The sequence below is a fragment of the Haemophilus haemolyticus genome (assembly GCF_003352385.1).
Classification (GTDB): Bacteria; Pseudomonadota; Gammaproteobacteria; order Enterobacterales; family Pasteurellaceae; genus Haemophilus; species Haemophilus haemolyticus_I.
This window is the reverse complement of record NZ_CP031243.1, coordinates 1,589,551-1,606,719: the sequence shown is the minus strand read 5'-3', so window position 1 is coordinate 1,606,719 and position 17,169 is coordinate 1,589,551. Positions and strand designations below refer to the sequence as shown.

The window sequence follows — 17,169 nt, the reverse complement described above, 5'->3', positions numbered from 1 at the left end:
AAATGGTTAAAGGTGTGGAAGCTAAAACAATTGTAGGATTAGAAGTCGGTACGTCAAAAGTTGTTGCCGTAGTAGGCGAGGTATTTCCTGATGGCGTAGTGAATGTGTTAGGTGTTGGTAGTTGCCCATCTAAAGGGATTGATCGTGGCAGTATCACCGATCTTGAAGCTGTCGTAAATTCTATTCAAAGAGCCATTGAAGCCGCTGAATCTATGGCTGATTGTCAGATTATGAGTGTCACTTTGGCAATTACTGGTGAACATATTCAAAGTTTAAATGAAAGTGGTTTTGTGCCAATTTCAGATGGTGAAGTAACACAAGATGAAATTGATTCCGCACTGCATACAGCGAGCTCCATCAAGTTGCCTGAAGGCTTATCCTTATTACATGTGATTCCGCAAGAATATGCGGTGGATCGCCAGTTGAATATTAAAAATCCATTGGGTTTGCAAGGTGTCCGTTTAAAAGCACAAGTACATTTAATCGCCTGTCATCAAGATTGGCAAAACAACCTGAAAAAAGCGGTTGAGCGCTGCGGTTTACAAGTGGATAAAGTGGTTTTCTCCGGTTTTGCAGCAACGCATTCAGTATTAACCGAAGATGAAAAAGACCTTGGTGTTTGCTTGATTGATTTCGGGGCTGGCACTATGAATGTGATGGTTTATACAAACGGCGCATTACGTTTCAGTAAGGTTATTCCTTATGCGGGAAATATTGTGACTAACGATATTGCCCACGCTTGTACTATTTCGCGTGCAGAAGCTGAACGAATTAAAGTTAATTATGCAAGTGCATTTTACCCGGCTCGTTTGCACGGTGATAAAAAAATTGAAGTTGCAAGTATTGGTGGACGAGCTCCTCGTTCATTAACAAAAAGTGATTTATCCTTAATTACATCAGCTCGCTACACGGAACTTCTAGGTGTTGTGAAAGATGAATTAGATAAATTAAAGTCTGAGTTAGAAACAAAACATGTGAAGTTTGAGCTTATTGCTGGCGTAGTGATTACTGGTGGTGGGGCGCAAATAGAAGATTTGAAAGAATGTGCATCTGACGTATTTAATTGCCAAGTACGTATTGGTAGCCCGCTGAATATTACTGGATTGACAGATTACGTGAATCGCCCTCAATATTCAACGGTGGTGGGTTTGTTGCAGTATAACCATAGTAACAGTGATGATGATTTGATTTCAGAAAATGATGAATCTGATGACGGAGTACTAAAACCAATTTGGAATGGAATTAAAAAAATTGTGAATAAAGTGCGGTCAGAATTTTGATTATTTTGATTTTTCATCTACAATAGAGAGAATTTAGGTTTTATATTGAGCCAGCTTATCTGGCCTTAACGGAGAACATCGATGTTATACCCAGAGTACCCTGAGTACGATAATTTTAATGAGTCCGGCGCACTGATCAAAGTCGTAGGCGTTGGCGGCGGTGGCGGTAATGCTGTAAATCATATGGTTATGAGTATGGTCAAGCAAGAAATGGGTGGAACTTATTTGGGTGAAAGCTCATTAACTTCAGAAGAGCATGGCCGTATTATTTTTTACGCTGTAAATACAGACGCTCAAGCATTACGTAAAAGCCAAGTTCAACAAACCGTGCAAATTGGTGGAGAAACTACCAAAGGTTTAGGTGCAGGGGCAAATCCAAATGTTGGTCGTAAGGCTGCTGAAGATGATCAGGAAGAAATTCGCAAAATGCTTGAAGGTGCGGATATGGTCTTTATTGCAGCTGGTATGGGCGGTGGTACTGGTACTGGTGCAGCGCCTGTTGTCGCAAAAATAGCTAAAGAATTAGGCATTTTAACTGTTGCTGTTGTGACCAAACCATTTGCTTTTGAAGGCAAGAAGCGTATGCAATTTGCAGAGCTTGGTATTAAAGATTTAGCTCAGTATGTTGATTCGATGATTATTATCCCTAATCAACAAATCCAAAAAGTTCTCCCTAAAAATGCTAAATTAATTGATGCTTTTGCTGCAGCAAACGATGTGTTACGTAATTCGGTTATGGGCATTTCGGATATGATTACATCACCTGGTCTAATCAATGTGGACTTTGCCGATGTAAGAACGGTTATGTCTGAAATGGGTCAAGCGATGATTGGTTTCGGTTCTGCTATTGGTGCTGCAGGTGAGGGGCGAGCAGAAGAAGCTGCTCGTATTGCTGTACGTAATGATTTATTGGAAAAAATCGATCTTTCTAATGCTAAAGGTATTTTGGTAAACATCACAGCTGGTATGGATCTTTCTTTTGAAGAGTTTAATATCGTTGGTGAAACTGTCGGTAGCTTTGCTTCAGAAGATGCAACAGTGGTTATTGGTACGAGTTTAGTGCCTGAGATGAGTGATGAAATTCGAGTGACTATTGTGGCAACAGGATTAGGAGAAATCGCCCCAACTGAGTCTGTTCAAGTATTGCGTCCTTCTCGTCCAGTTGAGCCAGAAGGTACAGGTCGCGTAAATATTGTGCCTGATATACATACTCGTGAGCCAGTAGAAACTCAAAAAACTCCAGCAGAAGAATATCATCGTCCGTTGGATAAACCTATCACAGATCGTTTAGAAGCATTTAAGAAAAACAGTTTCTTTAATCCTGCGCAACGTGAAGAGAATTAATTTAATTGGTTTTGAGAAATACCTGGAATATTAAGGTAGTAGAATGATTAAACAAAGAACATTAAAACAAAGTATTAAAGTAACAGGTGTTGGTTTACATAGCGGTAAGAAAGTGACTTTAACATTACGTCCTGCTATGCCAAATACTGGTGTTGTTTACTATCGTACAGATTTAAATCCAGCTGTGGCATTCCCAGCTGATCCAAATTCAGTGCGTGATACAATGCTTTGTACTGCATTAATTAATGAGCAAGGTGTACGCATTTCTACTGTTGAACATTTAAATGCAGCATTATCTGGCCTTGGTATTGATAATATCATTATTGAGGTTGATGCGCCTGAGATTCCTATTATGGATGGTAGCGCGAGTCCATTTATCTATTTGTTGTTAGATGCGGGAATTGAAGAACAAAATGCGCCTAAGAAATTTATTCGTATTAAGGAATATGTTCGAGTTGAAGATGGTGATAAATGGGCTGAATTTAAACCTTACAATGGTTTCCGTTTAGATTTCACTATTGATTTTGATCATCCAGCTATTGGCAAAAATGTTCGTAATTATGTCATGGATTTCTCTGCTCAAGCATTTGTTCATCAAATTAGCCGAGCAAGAACATTTGGTTTCATGAAAGATATAGAATATCTTCAATCTCAAGGTTTAGCATTAGGTGGTAGCCTTGATAATGCTATTGTTCTTGATGATTATAGAATTTTAAATGAAGATGGCTTACGCTTTAAAGATGAACTTGTTCGTCATAAAATGTTAGACGCAATTGGTGATCTTTATATGGCTGGTTATAACATTATTGGTGATTTTAAAGCTTATAAGTCTGGTCATGGTTTAAATAACAAGTTACTACGTGCTGTATTAGCAAATCAAGAAGCGTGGGAGTTTGTAACTTTCGAAGATAAAGAACAAGTACCGCAAGGGTATGTTGCGCCTGTTCAAGTATTTATCTAATTATTTTATTTTTGAAAAAGCTATATTTCTGCTAAGAAGTATAGCTTTTTTATTTTCATCGCACTTTAAATGACTAATGCTTAAAAGTGCGGTTTATTTTTCTTATTTTTTATAAGGGGATGCTATGAAGCTAGAATTAGCTGAAATTCGCCAACAAATTACGCAAATAGATCGTAGTTTATTAAAATTGCTTTCTGAGCGTCATCGTTTAGCTTTCGATGTAGTGAGAAGTAAAGAGATTTCGCAAAAAGCTTTACGTGATGTAGAGCGAGAACAACAACTTTTACAAGAATTAGTTCAATTTTCAGAAAATGAGAATTATCAACTTGAACCACAATATATCACTTCAATTTTCCAAAAAATTATTGAAGATTCAGTATTGACCCAGCAAGTCTATTTGCAGAATAAACTTAATGAACAACGTAATCAAAATTTACATATTGCTTTTTTAGGTAAGAGAGGGTCTTATTCAAATTTAGCTGCACGTAATTATGCTGCTCGTTATCAAAAACAATTTGTAGAACTAGGATGTCAGTCTTTTGAGCAAGTATTTGAAAAAGTGCAAAATGGTGAAGCAGATTTTGGTGTATTGCCTTTAGAAAATACAACATCAGGCGCTATTAATGAAGTCTATGATTTGCTCCAGCATACTGACTTATCATTGGTAGGCGAGCTAGCTTACCCAATTCAGCATTGTGTTTTGGTAAATGGCACGACTGAATTAAGTGAAATCGATACTTTATATAGTCATCCTCAAGTGATTCAACAATGTAGTCAATTTATACATAGTCTTGATCGAGTACATATTGAGTATTGTGAAAGTAGCTCTCATGCAATGCAACTTATTGCAAGTTTAAATAAGCCGAATATTGCGGCATTAGGGAATGAAGATGGTGGTAAATTGTATGGGCTTAGTGTATTAAAAACTAATATTGCTAATCAAGAGAACAATATTACGCGTTTTATTGTTGTTGCTAAAGAACAGCGTGAGGTTTCACCACAGATACCGGCAAAAACATTATTGCTAATGACAACTTCACAGCAAATTGGCTCATTAGTTGATGCACTTTTAGTTTTCAAAAAACATCAAATTAATATGACGAAATTAGAGTCTCGTCCAATTTATGGAAAACCTTGGGAGGAAATGTTTTATCTCGAAATAGAAGCGAATATCCATCATCCTGATATTCATCAAGCTTTGGAAGAGTTAAAGAATTGTAGTAATTATCTAAAGATTTTAGGTTGTTATCCTAGCGAGATTGTAAAACCAGTTAATTTATAAGAAAGTGCGGTCAATAAAATTATTTTTGACCGCATTTTTTATGCTTTTTTATTTCGTTCTAAAGATTTGTGCTGAATTTGGACGATTTTCCCTTTAGCTTGAAAATATTCGCCTAACTGCTGTGCTATATAAACGGAGCGGTGTTTTCCCCCAGTACACCCAATGGCAATGGTTAAATAGCTACGATTGTTTTTTTCTAACATAGGCAACCAAGTATCAATATAGTTACGAGTGAGGTAGATGAATTCATTCACTTGCGTGTGACTATTTAGAAATTCTGCTACTGGGGCATCTAATCCTGTCATTGGGCGTAACGTTGGATCCCAATGCGGGTTAGGCAAGAAACGCACATCGAAAACATAATCAGCGTCTAAAGGAATCCCATATTTAAAGCCAAAAGATTCAACAACGATTTTTAGTTCTTTATCACTATTTCCTCGTAAAAATTCGCGTAGGCGTTCCGCAAGGGTATGAGTAGAAAGATGGGTGGTATCAATAATAAAGTTTGCGTGTTGAATTAACGGCTCAAGGTAGCGATATTCTTCATCAATTGCGGCTTCAAGAGATAGATCTTTCAAGGAAAGTGGGTGCAGACGGCGTGAATCGCTATAACGACGAATCAATGTGCCACGATCTGTTTCAAGGAAAATAATCTTTAATTGATGATATTTTTGTAAGGTATTTAGAGTTTGTTCAAGAGTATTGGCTGAATTAGGAATATTACGAATATCAAGGCTGATTGCGACCGAAGATTGGGATTGAGATAGAATATCAGTCAATTGAGGAAGTAAATCTAGAGGAATATTATCAACACAATAATATCCGGCATCTTCTAATGCTCGTAAGGCTACGGATTTTCCTGCGCCAGAACGTCCACTAATAATGATAATTTCCATAATTTCCCCTTTAAATTATTCTTGCATTTCTTCCGGCGAGCTTTCTGCCCTATCTGAAATCTCAAAAACTTGCCAAATTTCATCCGCACTTTTGGCTGAACGTAATTGTTTTAACATATTTTTATCGGTAAGTTTTTCGATTAATGATGCCAATATAGGGATGTATGTTTCGCACTGGTTCTCTGGAATAAGTATAGCAAAAATTAAATCTACAGGTTTACTATCAAGCGAATCATAATTAATTGGGTTATCCAATTGCATAAACATGGCAATTGCTTTGTCACATACCTCAAGAGGAATTTTCGCCTTAGGCATTGCTATGCCATTTCCTAGTCCTGAGTTACCTAGCTTTTCGCGCTCAAAAAGGGATTCAAAGCACGCTTGCTCACCTTTATCACAGTGAAGTTTTTCTTCTACAAAATGTGCGATAGATTCAAATAATCGTTTTTTGCTAGAAAAACTAACGCCCTGACGAATATTCTCAGGGCTTAATAGTTCAGTTATTTTCATTTTTATAATTTGAATTGTTCGCCCAAATAAACGCGTTTAACGTGTTCATCGTTCATAACTTGTTCTGGTGTGCCTGTTGCGATAATTTCACCTTCGCCAACAATATAAGCGCGTTCGCAAACATCAAGGGTTTCACGAACATTATGGTCAGTAATTAATACGCCTAATCCACGATTGCGCAAATCAGTAATAATTTTCTTAATATCGCTCACAGAAATAGGATCTACACCAGCAAAAGGCTCGTCTAATAGAATAAATTTTGGATTTGCTGCTAATGCCCGTGCGATTTCAACTCGACGACGTTCACCGCCAGATAATGACTGACCTAAACTATCCCGAATATGGCCAATATTAAATTCCTCAATCAACTCATCAGCTTTTTCTCGACGTTGTTGAGAGGTTAAATCTTTGCGGATTTCTAATACAGCCATTAGATTTTCATATACAGTCAAACGGCGAAAAATAGAGGCTTCTTGTGGTAAATAACCGATTCCACGTTGCGCACGATTATGCATTGGGAGTAAACTAATGTCTTCTCCGTCAATAATAATTTTACCTTGATCTTGGCGAACTAACCCGACAACCATGTAGAAGGTTGTTGTTTTCCCAGCGCCGTTTGGTCCGAGCAAACCAACAATTTCATTAGAGTTTACAGTTAAACTTACATCCGAAACAACTTTACGGCTTTTATAGCTCTTAGCTAAATTTTCAGCAGTCAGAATTGACATAATTACTTCCCTTTAGCTTGTTGTAATTGCGATGGAATAAGGACTGTGGTTACACGTGATTTTCCATTGCCATTAGCTTTAAGTTGCTGTTTTTTCACATCGTAGGTAATTAGTTGTCCATTAATCTTACTATCAAGTTGCTTTAATTCAGCATTGTCAGTTAATGTTAAAAATTCAGTACCAAGATCATAGTGAACTTTGTTTGCTTTCCCATTCACTGGCTTACCATTATCTAGCTGTTGATGGAATGTTACTGGAGTACCAAATGCTTCTACGGTTTCTTTTTTACCTGAACTTTCAGGTGGGCGCGTAATGACAACTTTATTTGCCTTGATTAAAATTGAACCCTGAGTAATTGAAACGTTATCAGTAAAAGTAACAACACTTTTTTCCATATCTAATGATTGATTATCAGAAACAATGTTAATTGGTTGATTCGTATCATCTTTCAACGCTAAAGCAGAGAAAGAGGTCATGATTAATGTGGCGAGTAAAATAATTTTATTGTTTGTTAATTTCATAATATGTTTTTACCTGTTCTTTTAATGTTGCAATTTGTTGGCGTAGATTGCCCATCATTTTTAAGCCAGTTGAGTTAAAATTTTGTCCGTTTATTTTCACCGTTGTATCTGATGAAATATCTTGAGTTTTTAAGTTAACCTCTGCAACTTGTGTTTCGATTCGCTGTAAACGAGAAGTCGGTTCTAAACTTTCAGCAATGACATCATCCTCTAAATAAAGCATTTCATCTTTCGTCAATTTGGCTTTTTTTGCGCTAAGTTTCCAACTTTGTGATTCTAATAATTTTGCTGAATTATTTGATTTTTCAGCATTATTAGATGTAGAGACATCGAATAAGTACACCAAAGGCATTTCAAACTCAGTATGGCCATCAGCTGTATAATGTTTCACTTTGTCTGCGGTCGAAAGATATTGTTTCTTACCCTCAGGGGAAAAAACCGTTGTTTCCATTTTATAACCCACATAATCAGGACTATCTGGTTTTTTCACAAGTTTAGATAAATCTGCGGTTTCCTGATTTAAGGAATAAAACCACGCCAAAGCACAAAGTGCGATAACGCCCAAAATTACATTCCAACGAATATTCATTTTTATTTCAATCACTTATCCACAAAGTGCGGATGAAAATTTCAATGTTTTTAATCTTCTAACATCAATGCCTTGAGCATTTGATAAATTTCTCGATAGGCTTTCGATGGTTTATTTTGCTCCAGTTCTTTTTGTGCAGAACGAATTAGATTGCGTAGTTGCTGACGATCGCCATTAGGATAATCATTTAATAAATCTGTTAAAGCCACGTCGCCTTTTTCCACCAATTCATCGCGCACTTTTTCGATTTTGTGCAGCATAGCCTGCTGTTGGTTATGTTTATTTTCGATTTTATCTAAGGCTTCACGAATCGGTTCAACATCAATTCCTCGAAATAATTTGCCGATATACTGTAATTGACGGCGACGAGCTTCTTTTTGTAAACGCTGTGCAAGTTCAATGGCATCAAGTAAGGATTCATCAAGTGGGATTTTGGCAAGATTAGCTTTGGTTAAATTTACAATTTTTTCACCAAGTTGTTTTAAATCTTCAGCATCGCGTTTGATTTCGCTTTTACTTACCCAAATAATTTCTTCTTGCTCTTCATCTTCCCAATCGAAAGCTTCTTTTTTCTTACGTTTCGCCATAATTTCTCTCAACTAAAATTTGGCGCGTATTTTAGCACAAAGTTTCAAAATAATATAAAATGTGACAAATTTTTAACGGGAAAAAATAATGAAAATAGCCGAAAATCAAACCGCACTTTTGAAAGCTCAAGAACAAGAATTACGTCAAGCAGTCAGCTTTGCTATTGAATTAGCAACAAAATCAGGCGCGAGTGCAGAAGTCGCCGTTACTAAAGTGAGCGGATTGTCAGTATCCACACGCTTGCAAGAAATTGAAAATGTTGAATTTACTAATGATGGAGCATTGGGGATCTCTGTTTATATGGGACAACAAAAAGGCAATGCATCGACATCAGATTTAAGTGAAGGCGCTATTCGAAACACAGTGGAAGCCGCACTTGCTATTGCAAAATACACTTCACCCGATGATTGCACAGGCCTTGCGGATAAGGATTTAATAGCTTTTAATGCGCCTGATTTAGAACTTTATCATGCTGCTGATGTGAATGTTGATAAAGCAACAGAACTTGCACTTCAGGCTGAAAAGGCGGCTTTAGAGGCGGATGAACGCATTATAAATAGTAATGGTACAAGTTTTAATTCACATACAGGCGTGAAAGTGTATGGAAATAGTCATGGCATGTTGCAAAGTTATTTATCAAGTCGTTATTCCTTATCTTGTTCGGTTATTGGTGGCGTAGAAGATGCTTTGGAAAATGATTATGAATACACGATCTCTCGTGAATTCGATAAACTCCAATCGCCAATTTGGGTTGGCGAAAATTGTGCAAAGAAAGTCGTTTCTCGTTTAAATCCTCAAAAATTGAGTACACGAGAAGTGCCTGTCATTTTCTTAAATGATGTTGCAACGGGGCTTATATCTCACTTTGCCGCTGCAATAAGTGGTGGTAGTTTATATAGAAAATCAAGTTTCTTGCTCGAACATTTGGGTAAACAGGTCTTACCAGATTGGTTCAATATCAGTGAGAGACCACATTTATTACGCCGTTTGGCTTCAACGCCTTTTGATAGTGAAGGTGTTCGTACGCAAGATCGTGAAATTGTCGAAGACGGGATATTACAAACTTATTTAGTGACAAGTTACAGTGGTAAAAAACTCGGTATGCCAAGTACTGGCCATGCTGGTGGAATTCACAACTGGCTTGTTAAGCCAAACTTAACTGGAGGATTGACCGCACTTTTACGTCAAATGGGAACTGGATTGTTAGTAACGGATGTCATGGGACAAGGTGTCAATATCGTTACAGGCGATTATTCGCGTGGTGCATCAGGGTTTTGGGTGGAAAATGGTGAAATTCAATATCCCGTCGCCGAAATTACTATTGCGGGGCAATTGCAAGATATGTTGAAGAATATGGTTGCTGTAGCGGATGATATAGAGCATCGTTCTAACATTCAAACTGGTTCTATTTTGTTAGATAAGATGAAAATTTCAGGAAATTAAAAAATATTTTTAAAATTGAGAATTATTCTTATTGACAATAACTAAATATCTGCTACTATACGCACATCTGTTAAGCGATTGCAGGTTGCTCCAACAGGTAGAGTAGAAAGTAAATTCGTTAGGGTTCAAAAAGGCTGAAGGTTTAAACTTCGGCCTTTTTTTTGTAAAATAGCAAACGATTTTATCCCCTGTCATTTCATAAGGAAACACAATGAAAAAACACCACGTTGACGTTTTAATCTCAGAGAACGATGTTCATGCTCGTATTGCTGAATTAGGTGCTCAAATTACAAAATTTTATCAAGAAAAACAGATTGATAGCCTTGTTGTTGTGGGGCTTTTACGTGGTTCCTTTATGTTTATGGCGGATATCGTTCGTCAGATAAATTTACCTGTGGAAATTGAATTTATGACTACTTCAAGTTACGGTACTGGCATGACCACTAATCACGACGTTCGTATTACAAAAGATTTGGACGGCGATATAAAAGGTAAACACGTTTTAATTGTGGAAGATATTATTGATACGGGTTATACGTTGGAAAAAGTGCGTGATATTTTGAATTTGCGTGAACCTGCGAGTCTTGCAATTTGTACGTTACTTGATAAACCTTCTCGCCGCGAAGTGGAAGTACCTGTTGAATGGATTGGTTTTGAAATTCCTGATGAATTTGTGGTGGGGTATGGTATCGATTACGCGCAACGCCATCGTAATTTAGGCTATATCGGTAAAGTTGTTTTAGAAGAATAATTTGATTTTATTGAAAAGTGCGGTTGAAATTTTAAATGAATTTTTAGCCGCACTTTTATAACTTAAATCGATGAATAATTTGATTTGCTGAACCTCGCCAAACTAAACTTGGATCTGCCTGTTCTTGAATAAATTTCCCATCAATTAACACATCAATATAAGGCAACATAGCACGTTGTTGTTCGTCTAATTCATCTAGCTTATAACCCGTCCAAACCCAGATGTCTTTATCAGGGCATTCTCGTTTTACGCGTTGCACAAATGGCAATAATGTTTCTACGTTACGGGGATGAAGTGGATCGCCACCTGAAAGCGTCAGCCCTTGGCGTTTAATGCGTGTGTCTTTTAAATCATTGATGATTTGTTGTTCCATTGCGTCATCAAATAATACACCCGCTGAAAATGACCAACTTTTTTGGTTATAGCAACCTTTGCAAGCATGTGTACATCCACTGACGAAAAGTGTGCATCTTGTACCTTCGCCATTGATAACATCGGTCGGGTAGTATTGGAGGTAGTTCATTTCATTAAAATCCTGAAAATGTGGCTTAAATTCTCGCCAAATTCACCGCACTTTTGAATTAGTCTTTGCAATACGGCGGTAATTTTTGCATAATAGCGCGGAATCGCATTGCGATATCAATGGAAACCTTCTCGGTCTCTCGCAACGGTGTCTGGTTTACTCGGTCAGGTCCGGAAGGAAGCAGCCAAAGTCGGAATTACTGTGTGCCGAGAAGAAGCTGGGAAGGTTTCCGCCCAACTTTCTTTTCTTATACTCGCTCAATCAATCTTTTAAAGAACCCATTTTCTTTTGTGATTAAACTATTGTAATCGCCTTCTTCGATTAATCTTCCGTTATCAATTACACAAATTTTATCGAATTGTTCAATTGAACTGAGACGGTGAGTGACCATAATTAGGGTTTTATTTTCGGCATGTTGCAGAATTAAACGTAAAATTTGACGTTCAGTTTCGCGATCTAAGCCTTCTGTCGGTTCATCCAATAATAAAATTGGTGCATTATTGAGTAAAATACGTGCTAAACCTAAACGGCGTTGTTCCCCACCAGAAAGTGGACGACCGCCATCCCCAAGCCAAAGCTCTAAACCTTTTCCTTCTTGCTCAAGTAATTTTCTTAAACCAACTTGATGTAGCACTTCAATCATTTTCTCATCAGAAATTTCATCCGCACTTGCAAATTGTAAATTTTGACGAAGTGTATCGCTGAATACGTGAACACGTTGAGTTAAAAAACAAATTTGGCCGCGTAATGTCTCTTCTGAATAGGCGGAAATGGGTTTTTCTGCCAATAAAAGCTCACCTTGATTCGCATCATAATTGCGTACTAAAAGTTGAAGAAGTGAAGATTTTCCACTTCCAGTTTTGCCTAAAATAGCAATTTTTTGGCCTTGTTCTAAATCTAATGTAAGATTTTTTAATACAAGCGTTTCTTGCCCTGGATAGGAAAAACTTAAATCCTTCGCAGAAATCAACCGCACTTTTGTTTCAAATTTCTCGTTACCATTAAACTCAACAAGCGGTTTTTGCTCAATGATTTCAGTCACGCGTTCTGCAGCCGCAATAACTTGACCTATATGTAAAAATACCGCACCCAATGGCATGATGATCTCAAAGGCTGCAAGTGCAGCAAAAGTGAAAAGTGCAATATAAGCCGTGTGGTATTCATCTGTGCCAAAATCGGCGTTACTTGCAAACCATAGCATTCCAGAAATCAACAAACCATTAAGAAAGAGAATAAGTGCGGTAGAAAATCCGCTTAATTTTGCTTCTTTGGCTTGATCTTCCTGCCATGTTTTTTCTGTAGCTGACATTTTCTCTTTTAATTTATCTTCTGCATTAAATAATAAAAGCTCAGCTTGTGCTTGGATAAATTCTAAAAACTGGGTTCGATAGGTCGCGCGTGCTTGGATTAAGCGTTCGCCAAATTCCTGTCCTAGTCGATAGAAAACAGTTGGGATAATTATTAATAAAATCAACAAAAATAAGCCTAAACCAAGAGCGAGTGGAATATTGACGAAGCTGAGTCCAATCGTCATGGCAATGATTACAAATGCAGCAGTGAAAAATGGCGCAAGTAAACGTAAATAGAGGCTATCAAGTGTATCCACATCGGACACCAAACGATTTAACAAATCGCTGTTGCGATAACGATTTAATACCGCTGGGCTTAAAGGAATGATTTTTTCAAATACTTGTACGCGCAATTTCGACAAAATACGGAATGTTGCATCATGCGTCACTATTTTTTCAAAATAGCGCATGACGGTTCGCCCGATAGCTAAACCTCGCACACTGGCTGAAGGGTAGAAAAAGTTAAATAGCGTACCTAGTCCAGCAATGGCTGTGGCGGCTAGAAACCAGCCCGAAACTGTAAGCAAGCCCATGCTAGATCCCAGACCTAAAATCATTAGCACCAAGCCTAAAATAAGCGGAAATTTGGCGAACTTAAATAAACGTATAAACGGAAGTAATGTGCGCATTATTGGATATCCTGTTGTCGTTGAGCGAGTAGTTCAGCAAAGAAACCTTCATGTTGTAATTCGGCAAATTTACCTTGCTGTACTATTTCTCCTCGTTGCATCACAAAAATTTGATCACATTGTTTCAAATCTTCAATTCGGTGGGTAATCATAAGTGTAGTTTGATGCTTGCTTGCTTCATTCAATGCTTGTAAAACAAGATTTTCTGATTGCGCATCTAAGCTTGCGGTTGGCTCATCGAGCAGAAGTAAATCACCTTTGCGTAACAAGGCACGAGCAATGGCAAGGCGTTGCGCTTGTCCCACAGACACGCCTAATCCACCATCTTTGATTTCGTGATGAAGTCCAAGTTTATCGGTAAATTCTTTCGCTTGAGAACGCATTAAAGCTTGATTAATTTCTTCATCCTTGGCTTGAACATCGCCAAGTAGTAAGTTTTCTTTAATCGTGCCTTGTAATAACAATGGATTTTGTCCTACCCAGGCAATATGTTTGCGCCAGTCAGCTAGATTGCTTTCACGAAGTTCTTGACCATTAATTTTGAGCGAGCCCTCATAAGGTAAAAAGCCTAAAATTACATTCATTAATGAGGTTTTCCCTGCGCCACTTTGTCCTACAAGTGCAACATTGTGATTTGCTGGGATTTGGAAATTTAACGGCTTGGTTAACGCTGAACCCTGTGTAGAAAGTACCACTAGATTTTCGGCAGAAATTTCAACCGCACTTTCTAAAGAAATCGCTTTTTCATTTTGATGTACAGTTAAATAATCGGATTCTAAGAAATCAACAATGGCATCTGCGGCACCAATACCCGCTGCGCGGTCGTGGTAATAAGCGCCAAGATCGCGTAAGGGTTGATAAAATTCAGGTGCAAGAATTAAACAAAAGAAACCTGTGAAAAGTGTAAGTGGTGCATTATAGGTACCAAATTCAATTTGGCCTAAGTAGCTAAAACCAAAATAGACCGCCATCAGTGCAATGGAAATAGAGGTAAAAAATTCCAATACGGCAGAAGAGAGAAAAGCGAGTTTTAGCACATCCATTGTGGTTTCACGGAAATCTTCAGTGGCGTTTTCAATATGCTCCGTTTGTTCAGAAGTGCGGTTAAAAAGGCGCAAGGTTTCCAAGCCGCGTAAGCGATCTAAAAATTGGGCACTTAGGCGAGAAAGGGTATCCATATTTTTTTGGCTGTTGTCAGCCGCAGCAATACCGACAATGATCATAAAAAGAGGAACAAGCGGTGCAGTAATCATTAAGATTAAGCCTGCAGCCCAGTTCAACGGAAATACAGCAATTAAAATAACGACTGGAACAATGGCTGAAAGACTTTGTTGAGGCAGAAAACGGGCATAGAAATTATGTAAGTTTTCTACTTGTTCCAACATAATGCTTGCCCAACTTCCAGCTGGTTTTTGATTGATTGTCGCAGGGCCGACAAGATGTATTTTATCCAGAATTTTTTGACGAATATGATTGCGTAATAATTGTCCGCTTTGGAAACCTATTTTTTCGCGTGCCCATAAAATAATAGCACGCATCCCAAAGCCGATAATTAGCCCGAGAAAATAAGGAATAAGTTCATCACGAGGCACATTTTGCATAATCAGTTTATCGAGCAAAGTCGCAAGAAAATAAGTTTGCGCGACTAAAATGAGTGCAGAAAGCGTAGCTAGGACAATGTTTGCGCGCATTAATTTTTTGATAGGTTCTTGTTGTACGCGAAGCCATTTTTGTAAATATTTTTGGCGAAGTTTGTTCATAGTTTTATCGTGATATAGAAAAAGTTCCCCTCTTTTTAAAAGAGGGGAATGAGTTGGAGAATTTATGCTTCTTGAGCGTCTAAATAGCGTTCTGCATCCAATGCTGCCATACAACCAGTTCCCGCAGAGGTAATGGCTTGGCGATAATTATGATCCATGACATCGCCTGCTGCGAACACGCCCTCCACAGAAGTGGCTGTTGCATTTCCTTCAAGACCAGATTTTACAACGATATAGCCATTATTCAATTCTAATTGTCCTTGGAAAATGTCCGTATTTGGCGAGTGACCAATCGCCACGAATAAACCATCTAATTTGAGTTCTTCTTTCTCCCCAGTTTTTGTGTTGGCTAAACGTAAGCCTGTTACGCCCATATTATCGCCCAACACTTCATCTAAAGTGCGGTCAGTATGAAGAATGATTTTTCCTTCTTCTACTTTTTTGTATAAACGGTCGATAAGGATTTTTTCTGCACGGAAGCTATCGCGACGGTGAATTAAATGCACTGTACTTGCAATATTGGCTAAGTAAAGCGCTTCTTCTACCGCAGTATTTCCACCACCAATCACACCGACTGGTTTATTACGATAAAAGAAACCATCACAGGTTGCGCAAGCTGAAACCCCACGGCCTTTGTAGCCTTCTTCTGAAGGCAAGCCAATATAGCGTGCAGAAGCACCTGTTGCGATAATTAACGCATCACAAGTGAAATTTTGCACATCGCCAAAAAGTTTGAATGGGCGAGAAGATAAATCTACGCGATTGATATGATCGAAGATGATTTCTGTCTCAAATTTTTCTGCATGTTGCAACATACGTTGCATTAAACCTGAACCAGTAGTCATCTCAAAATCACCCGGCCAGTTTTCGATTTCATCTGTGGTGGTAAGCTGACCGCCTTGTTGCAAACCTGTCACCAATACAGGTTTTAAGTTTGCACGTGCCGCATAAATGGCTGCTGTATAACCAGCAGGGCCTGAGCCTAAAATTAAAAGTTTTGCGTGTTTGATATCTGACATAAAGAATCCTTGTTTGTAGTTAAGTAATAATATAATGCAATAAGTTGCATTTTACTGATTATAAACTTTTTGCTTAATAAAGCAGCGAATACAGTAATCGACGAAATTTATTTGTCAGCGGATCAGCATTGCCCATTGCACTTAAAATGGATAAAAATTGTTGTTTAACTTCACCATTCTGCGCGTCTAAGTCGGTTTTTAAAATACCGAAAAGTAGTGTCAGCGCTTCTTCATTTCGTCCTGCTTGATGAAGTTGCACGGCAAGTTTTATTGCAATTTCAGCTGTTGGGTTTTTAGCATAATCGGCCTGTAATTGTTGGATTTCAGGTGTGTCGGCTGCTTGAATTTGTAGCTCAATTTGTGCTTGTAATCCGTGCCAACGACTATCACGATCTTGCAATGGAATTTGTTTTAGAATTTCTTGTGCTGGCTCCGTTTTTTTCATTGCAATATAGGTTTCAGCGTAGAGCAGGGCGACATCACTATTTTTCTTATCAGAAAGCTCCCATGCGTCTTTTAATAATGGCAATGCTGCCTCATAATTTTCTACTTGCAAGAAATCTAACGCTTGTTGGAATTTTAAATCTTCCTCTTTAGGTAAAATAATGCTTAATCGTTGGATTAATGAAGATTTATCAAGCGCGCCTGGAAATGCATCTAATGCCTGTGCTTCTTTAAACAAATAGGTGGTTGGTAATGCTTGGATGCGGAATTGTGCGGCAATCATTTGCTCTTTTTCACAATTTACTTTTCCTAGAATAACTTGTCCTTGATATTGTTCTGCAACTTGCTCAAGTTGTGCCAAAAAATCCGCGGATTCTTTATGTGTTGGCGCGTAAAAATTGATGACAAGTGGTTTTTCTAAGGATTGTTGCAGTATTTCAGTAAGATTTTGTTCGTTGATGTCAACGATAAAAGGAAAATCAGCCATGTTTTATCCTTGTGAAAAAATAATGGCTGATTTTAGCAAAGTGCGGAAGATTTTAGAAACGTTTT

At 38.0% G+C, this 17,169-nt stretch carries 17 protein-coding genes and 1 other RNA gene; 7 read left to right on the top strand and 11 right to left on the bottom strand.

Going from position 1 to position 17,169, the window contains the following annotated elements:
- Positions 1 to 2: 2 nt before the first annotated feature.
- The 4 genes from ftsA to DV428_RS07760 all read left to right on the top strand — a co-directional run bounded on the left by ftsA (position 3) and on the right by DV428_RS07760 (position 4,867).
- A complete protein-coding gene (gene ftsA / locus DV428_RS07775) occupies positions 3 to 1,280 on the top strand; it encodes a cell division protein FtsA (RefSeq protein WP_114909298.1) in 1,278 nt (425 codons plus the stop codon).
- Positions 1,281 to 1,361: 81 nt separating this feature from the next.
- Positions 1,362 to 2,624, top strand: coding sequence for a cell division protein FtsZ (gene ftsZ, locus DV428_RS07770; protein WP_005637676.1), 1,263 nt, complete (start codon positions 1,362 to 1,364; stop codon positions 2,622 to 2,624).
- 43 nt (positions 2,625 to 2,667) lie between these two features.
- On the top strand, positions 2,668 to 3,585 hold the full coding sequence (gene lpxC, locus DV428_RS07765) for a UDP-3-O-acyl-N-acetylglucosamine deacetylase (RefSeq protein WP_005630366.1): 918 nt from the start codon (positions 2,668 to 2,670) through the stop codon (positions 3,583 to 3,585).
- A 124-nt stretch (positions 3,586 to 3,709) separates the two neighbouring features.
- A complete protein-coding gene (locus tag DV428_RS07760; protein WP_114909297.1) occupies positions 3,710 to 4,867 on the top strand; it encodes a chorismate mutase in 1,158 nt (385 codons plus the stop codon).
- Positions 4,868 to 4,905: 38 nt separating this feature from the next.
- On the opposite strand, the gene rapZ is transcribed toward DV428_RS07760, so the two are convergent.
- The 6 genes from rapZ to yjgA are packed head-to-tail and all read right to left on the bottom strand — an operon-like array spanning position 4,906 to position 8,698.
- The gene (gene rapZ / locus DV428_RS07755; RefSeq protein WP_114909296.1) at positions 4,906 to 5,763 is read right to left on the bottom strand and encodes an RNase adapter RapZ; all 858 of its coding nucleotides are present in this window, start codon (positions 5,761 to 5,763) and stop codon (positions 4,906 to 4,908) included.
- Positions 5,764 to 5,778: 15 nt separating this feature from the next.
- Positions 5,779 to 6,273, bottom strand: a complete 495-nt coding sequence (gene ptsN, locus DV428_RS07750) for a PTS IIA-like nitrogen regulatory protein PtsN (protein WP_114909295.1) — start codon at positions 6,271 to 6,273, stop codon at positions 5,779 to 5,781.
- 2 nt (positions 6,274 to 6,275) lie between these two features.
- The gene (lptB, locus tag DV428_RS07745; protein WP_114909294.1) at positions 6,276 to 7,001 is read right to left on the bottom strand and encodes an LPS export ABC transporter ATP-binding protein; all 726 of its coding nucleotides are present in this window, start codon (positions 6,999 to 7,001) and stop codon (positions 6,276 to 6,278) included.
- A 2-nt stretch (positions 7,002 to 7,003) separates the two neighbouring features.
- The gene (lptA, locus tag DV428_RS07740; protein WP_114909293.1) at positions 7,004 to 7,522 is read right to left on the bottom strand and encodes a lipopolysaccharide transport periplasmic protein LptA; all 519 of its coding nucleotides are present in this window, start codon (positions 7,520 to 7,522) and stop codon (positions 7,004 to 7,006) included.
- A complete protein-coding gene (gene lptC, locus DV428_RS07735; RefSeq protein WP_114909292.1) occupies positions 7,503 to 8,111 on the bottom strand; it encodes an LPS export ABC transporter periplasmic protein LptC in 609 nt (202 codons plus the stop codon). Before lptC ends, lptA begins: the two co-directional genes overlap by 20 nt.
- A gap of 50 nt (positions 8,112 to 8,161) precedes the next feature.
- The gene (yjgA, locus tag DV428_RS07730) at positions 8,162 to 8,698 is read right to left on the bottom strand and encodes a ribosome biogenesis factor YjgA (RefSeq protein WP_114909291.1); all 537 of its coding nucleotides are present in this window, start codon (positions 8,696 to 8,698) and stop codon (positions 8,162 to 8,164) included.
- Positions 8,699 to 8,786: 88 nt separating this feature from the next.
- On the opposite strand from yjgA, the gene pmbA reads away from it, so the two are divergent.
- Positions 8,787 to 10,142, top strand: a complete 1,356-nt coding sequence (gene pmbA / locus DV428_RS07725; protein ID WP_114909290.1) for a metalloprotease PmbA — start codon at positions 8,787 to 8,789, stop codon at positions 10,140 to 10,142.
- 211 nt (positions 10,143 to 10,353) lie between these two features.
- Positions 10,354 to 10,893, top strand: coding sequence for a hypoxanthine phosphoribosyltransferase (gene hpt / locus DV428_RS07720; RefSeq protein WP_105877320.1), 540 nt, complete (start codon positions 10,354 to 10,356; stop codon positions 10,891 to 10,893).
- Between the two features lie 55 nt (positions 10,894 to 10,948).
- Here the strand turns inward: hpt and nrdG are convergent, their stop codons facing one another.
- Complete coding sequence (gene nrdG / locus DV428_RS07715) at positions 10,949 to 11,416, bottom strand: anaerobic ribonucleoside-triphosphate reductase-activating protein (RefSeq protein ID WP_050822885.1); 468 nt, start codon at positions 11,414 to 11,416, stop codon at positions 10,949 to 10,951.
- Between the two features lie 128 nt (positions 11,417 to 11,544).
- On the opposite strand from nrdG, the gene ffs reads away from it, so the two are divergent.
- Positions 11,545 to 11,643, top strand: an RNA gene (gene ffs / locus DV428_RS07710) — signal recognition particle sRNA small type.
- Positions 11,644 to 11,663: 20 nt separating this feature from the next.
- Here the strand turns inward: ffs and cydC are convergent.
- The 4 genes from cydC to DV428_RS07690 form a co-directional block, all read right to left on the bottom strand.
- Complete coding sequence (gene cydC, locus DV428_RS07705) at positions 11,664 to 13,394, bottom strand: heme ABC transporter ATP-binding protein/permease CydC (RefSeq protein ID WP_114909289.1); 1,731 nt, start codon at positions 13,392 to 13,394, stop codon at positions 11,664 to 11,666.
- Positions 13,394 to 15,154 (bottom strand): heme ABC transporter permease/ATP-binding protein CydD, encoded by a 1,761-nt coding sequence (gene cydD / locus DV428_RS07700; RefSeq protein WP_114909288.1) that lies wholly within the window; start codon positions 15,152 to 15,154, stop codon positions 13,394 to 13,396. The genes cydC and cydD overlap by 1 nt, the downstream gene beginning before the upstream one ends.
- 62 nt (positions 15,155 to 15,216) lie before the next feature.
- A complete protein-coding gene (gene trxB, locus DV428_RS07695; RefSeq protein WP_114909287.1) occupies positions 15,217 to 16,173 on the bottom strand; it encodes a thioredoxin-disulfide reductase in 957 nt (318 codons plus the stop codon).
- Positions 16,174 to 16,246: 73 nt separating this feature from the next.
- Complete coding sequence (locus DV428_RS07690; protein ID WP_114909286.1) at positions 16,247 to 17,104, bottom strand: co-chaperone YbbN; 858 nt, start codon at positions 17,102 to 17,104, stop codon at positions 16,247 to 16,249.
- Positions 17,105 to 17,169 lie beyond the last annotated feature (65 nt).

Coding starts and splice junctions, on each gene's coding strand:
- lptB (WP_114909294.1), bottom strand. CDS start 7,001: ATGTCAATTCTGACTGCTGAAAATTTAGCTAAGAGCTATAAAAGCCGT.
- ptsN (WP_114909295.1), bottom strand. CDS start 6,273: ATGAAAATAACTGAACTATTAAGCCCTGAGAATATTCGTCAGGGCGTT.
- cydD (WP_114909288.1), bottom strand. CDS start 15,154: ATGAACAAACTTCGCCAAAAATATTTACAAAAATGGCTTCGCGTACAA.
- ftsA (WP_114909298.1), top strand. CDS start 3: ATGGTTAAAGGTGTGGAAGCTAAAACAATTGTAGGATTAGAAGTCGGT.
- lptC (WP_114909292.1), bottom strand. CDS start 8,111: ATGAATATTCGTTGGAATGTAATTTTGGGCGTTATCGCACTTTGTGCT.
- hpt (WP_105877320.1), top strand. CDS start 10,354: ATGAAAAAACACCACGTTGACGTTTTAATCTCAGAGAACGATGTTCAT.
- cydC (WP_114909289.1), bottom strand. CDS start 13,394: ATGCGCACATTACTTCCGTTTATACGTTTATTTAAGTTCGCCAAATTT.
- DV428_RS07690 (WP_114909286.1), bottom strand. CDS start 17,104: ATGGCTGATTTTCCTTTTATCGTTGACATCAACGAACAAAATCTTACT.
- lptA (WP_114909293.1), bottom strand. CDS start 7,522: ATGAAATTAACAAACAATAAAATTATTTTACTCGCCACATTAATCATG.
- lpxC (WP_005630366.1), top strand. CDS start 2,668: ATGATTAAACAAAGAACATTAAAACAAAGTATTAAAGTAACAGGTGTT.
- pmbA (WP_114909290.1), top strand. CDS start 8,787: ATGAAAATAGCCGAAAATCAAACCGCACTTTTGAAAGCTCAAGAACAA.
- trxB (WP_114909287.1), bottom strand. CDS start 16,173: ATGTCAGATATCAAACACGCAAAACTTTTAATTTTAGGCTCAGGCCCT.
- yjgA (WP_114909291.1), bottom strand. CDS start 8,698: ATGGCGAAACGTAAGAAAAAAGAAGCTTTCGATTGGGAAGATGAAGAG.
- nrdG (WP_050822885.1), bottom strand. CDS start 11,416: ATGAACTACCTCCAATACTACCCGACCGATGTTATCAATGGCGAAGGT.
- DV428_RS07760 (WP_114909297.1), top strand. CDS start 3,710: ATGAAGCTAGAATTAGCTGAAATTCGCCAACAAATTACGCAAATAGAT.
- rapZ (WP_114909296.1), bottom strand. CDS start 5,763: ATGGAAATTATCATTATTAGTGGACGTTCTGGCGCAGGAAAATCCGTA.
- ftsZ (WP_005637676.1), top strand. CDS start 1,362: ATGTTATACCCAGAGTACCCTGAGTACGATAATTTTAATGAGTCCGGC.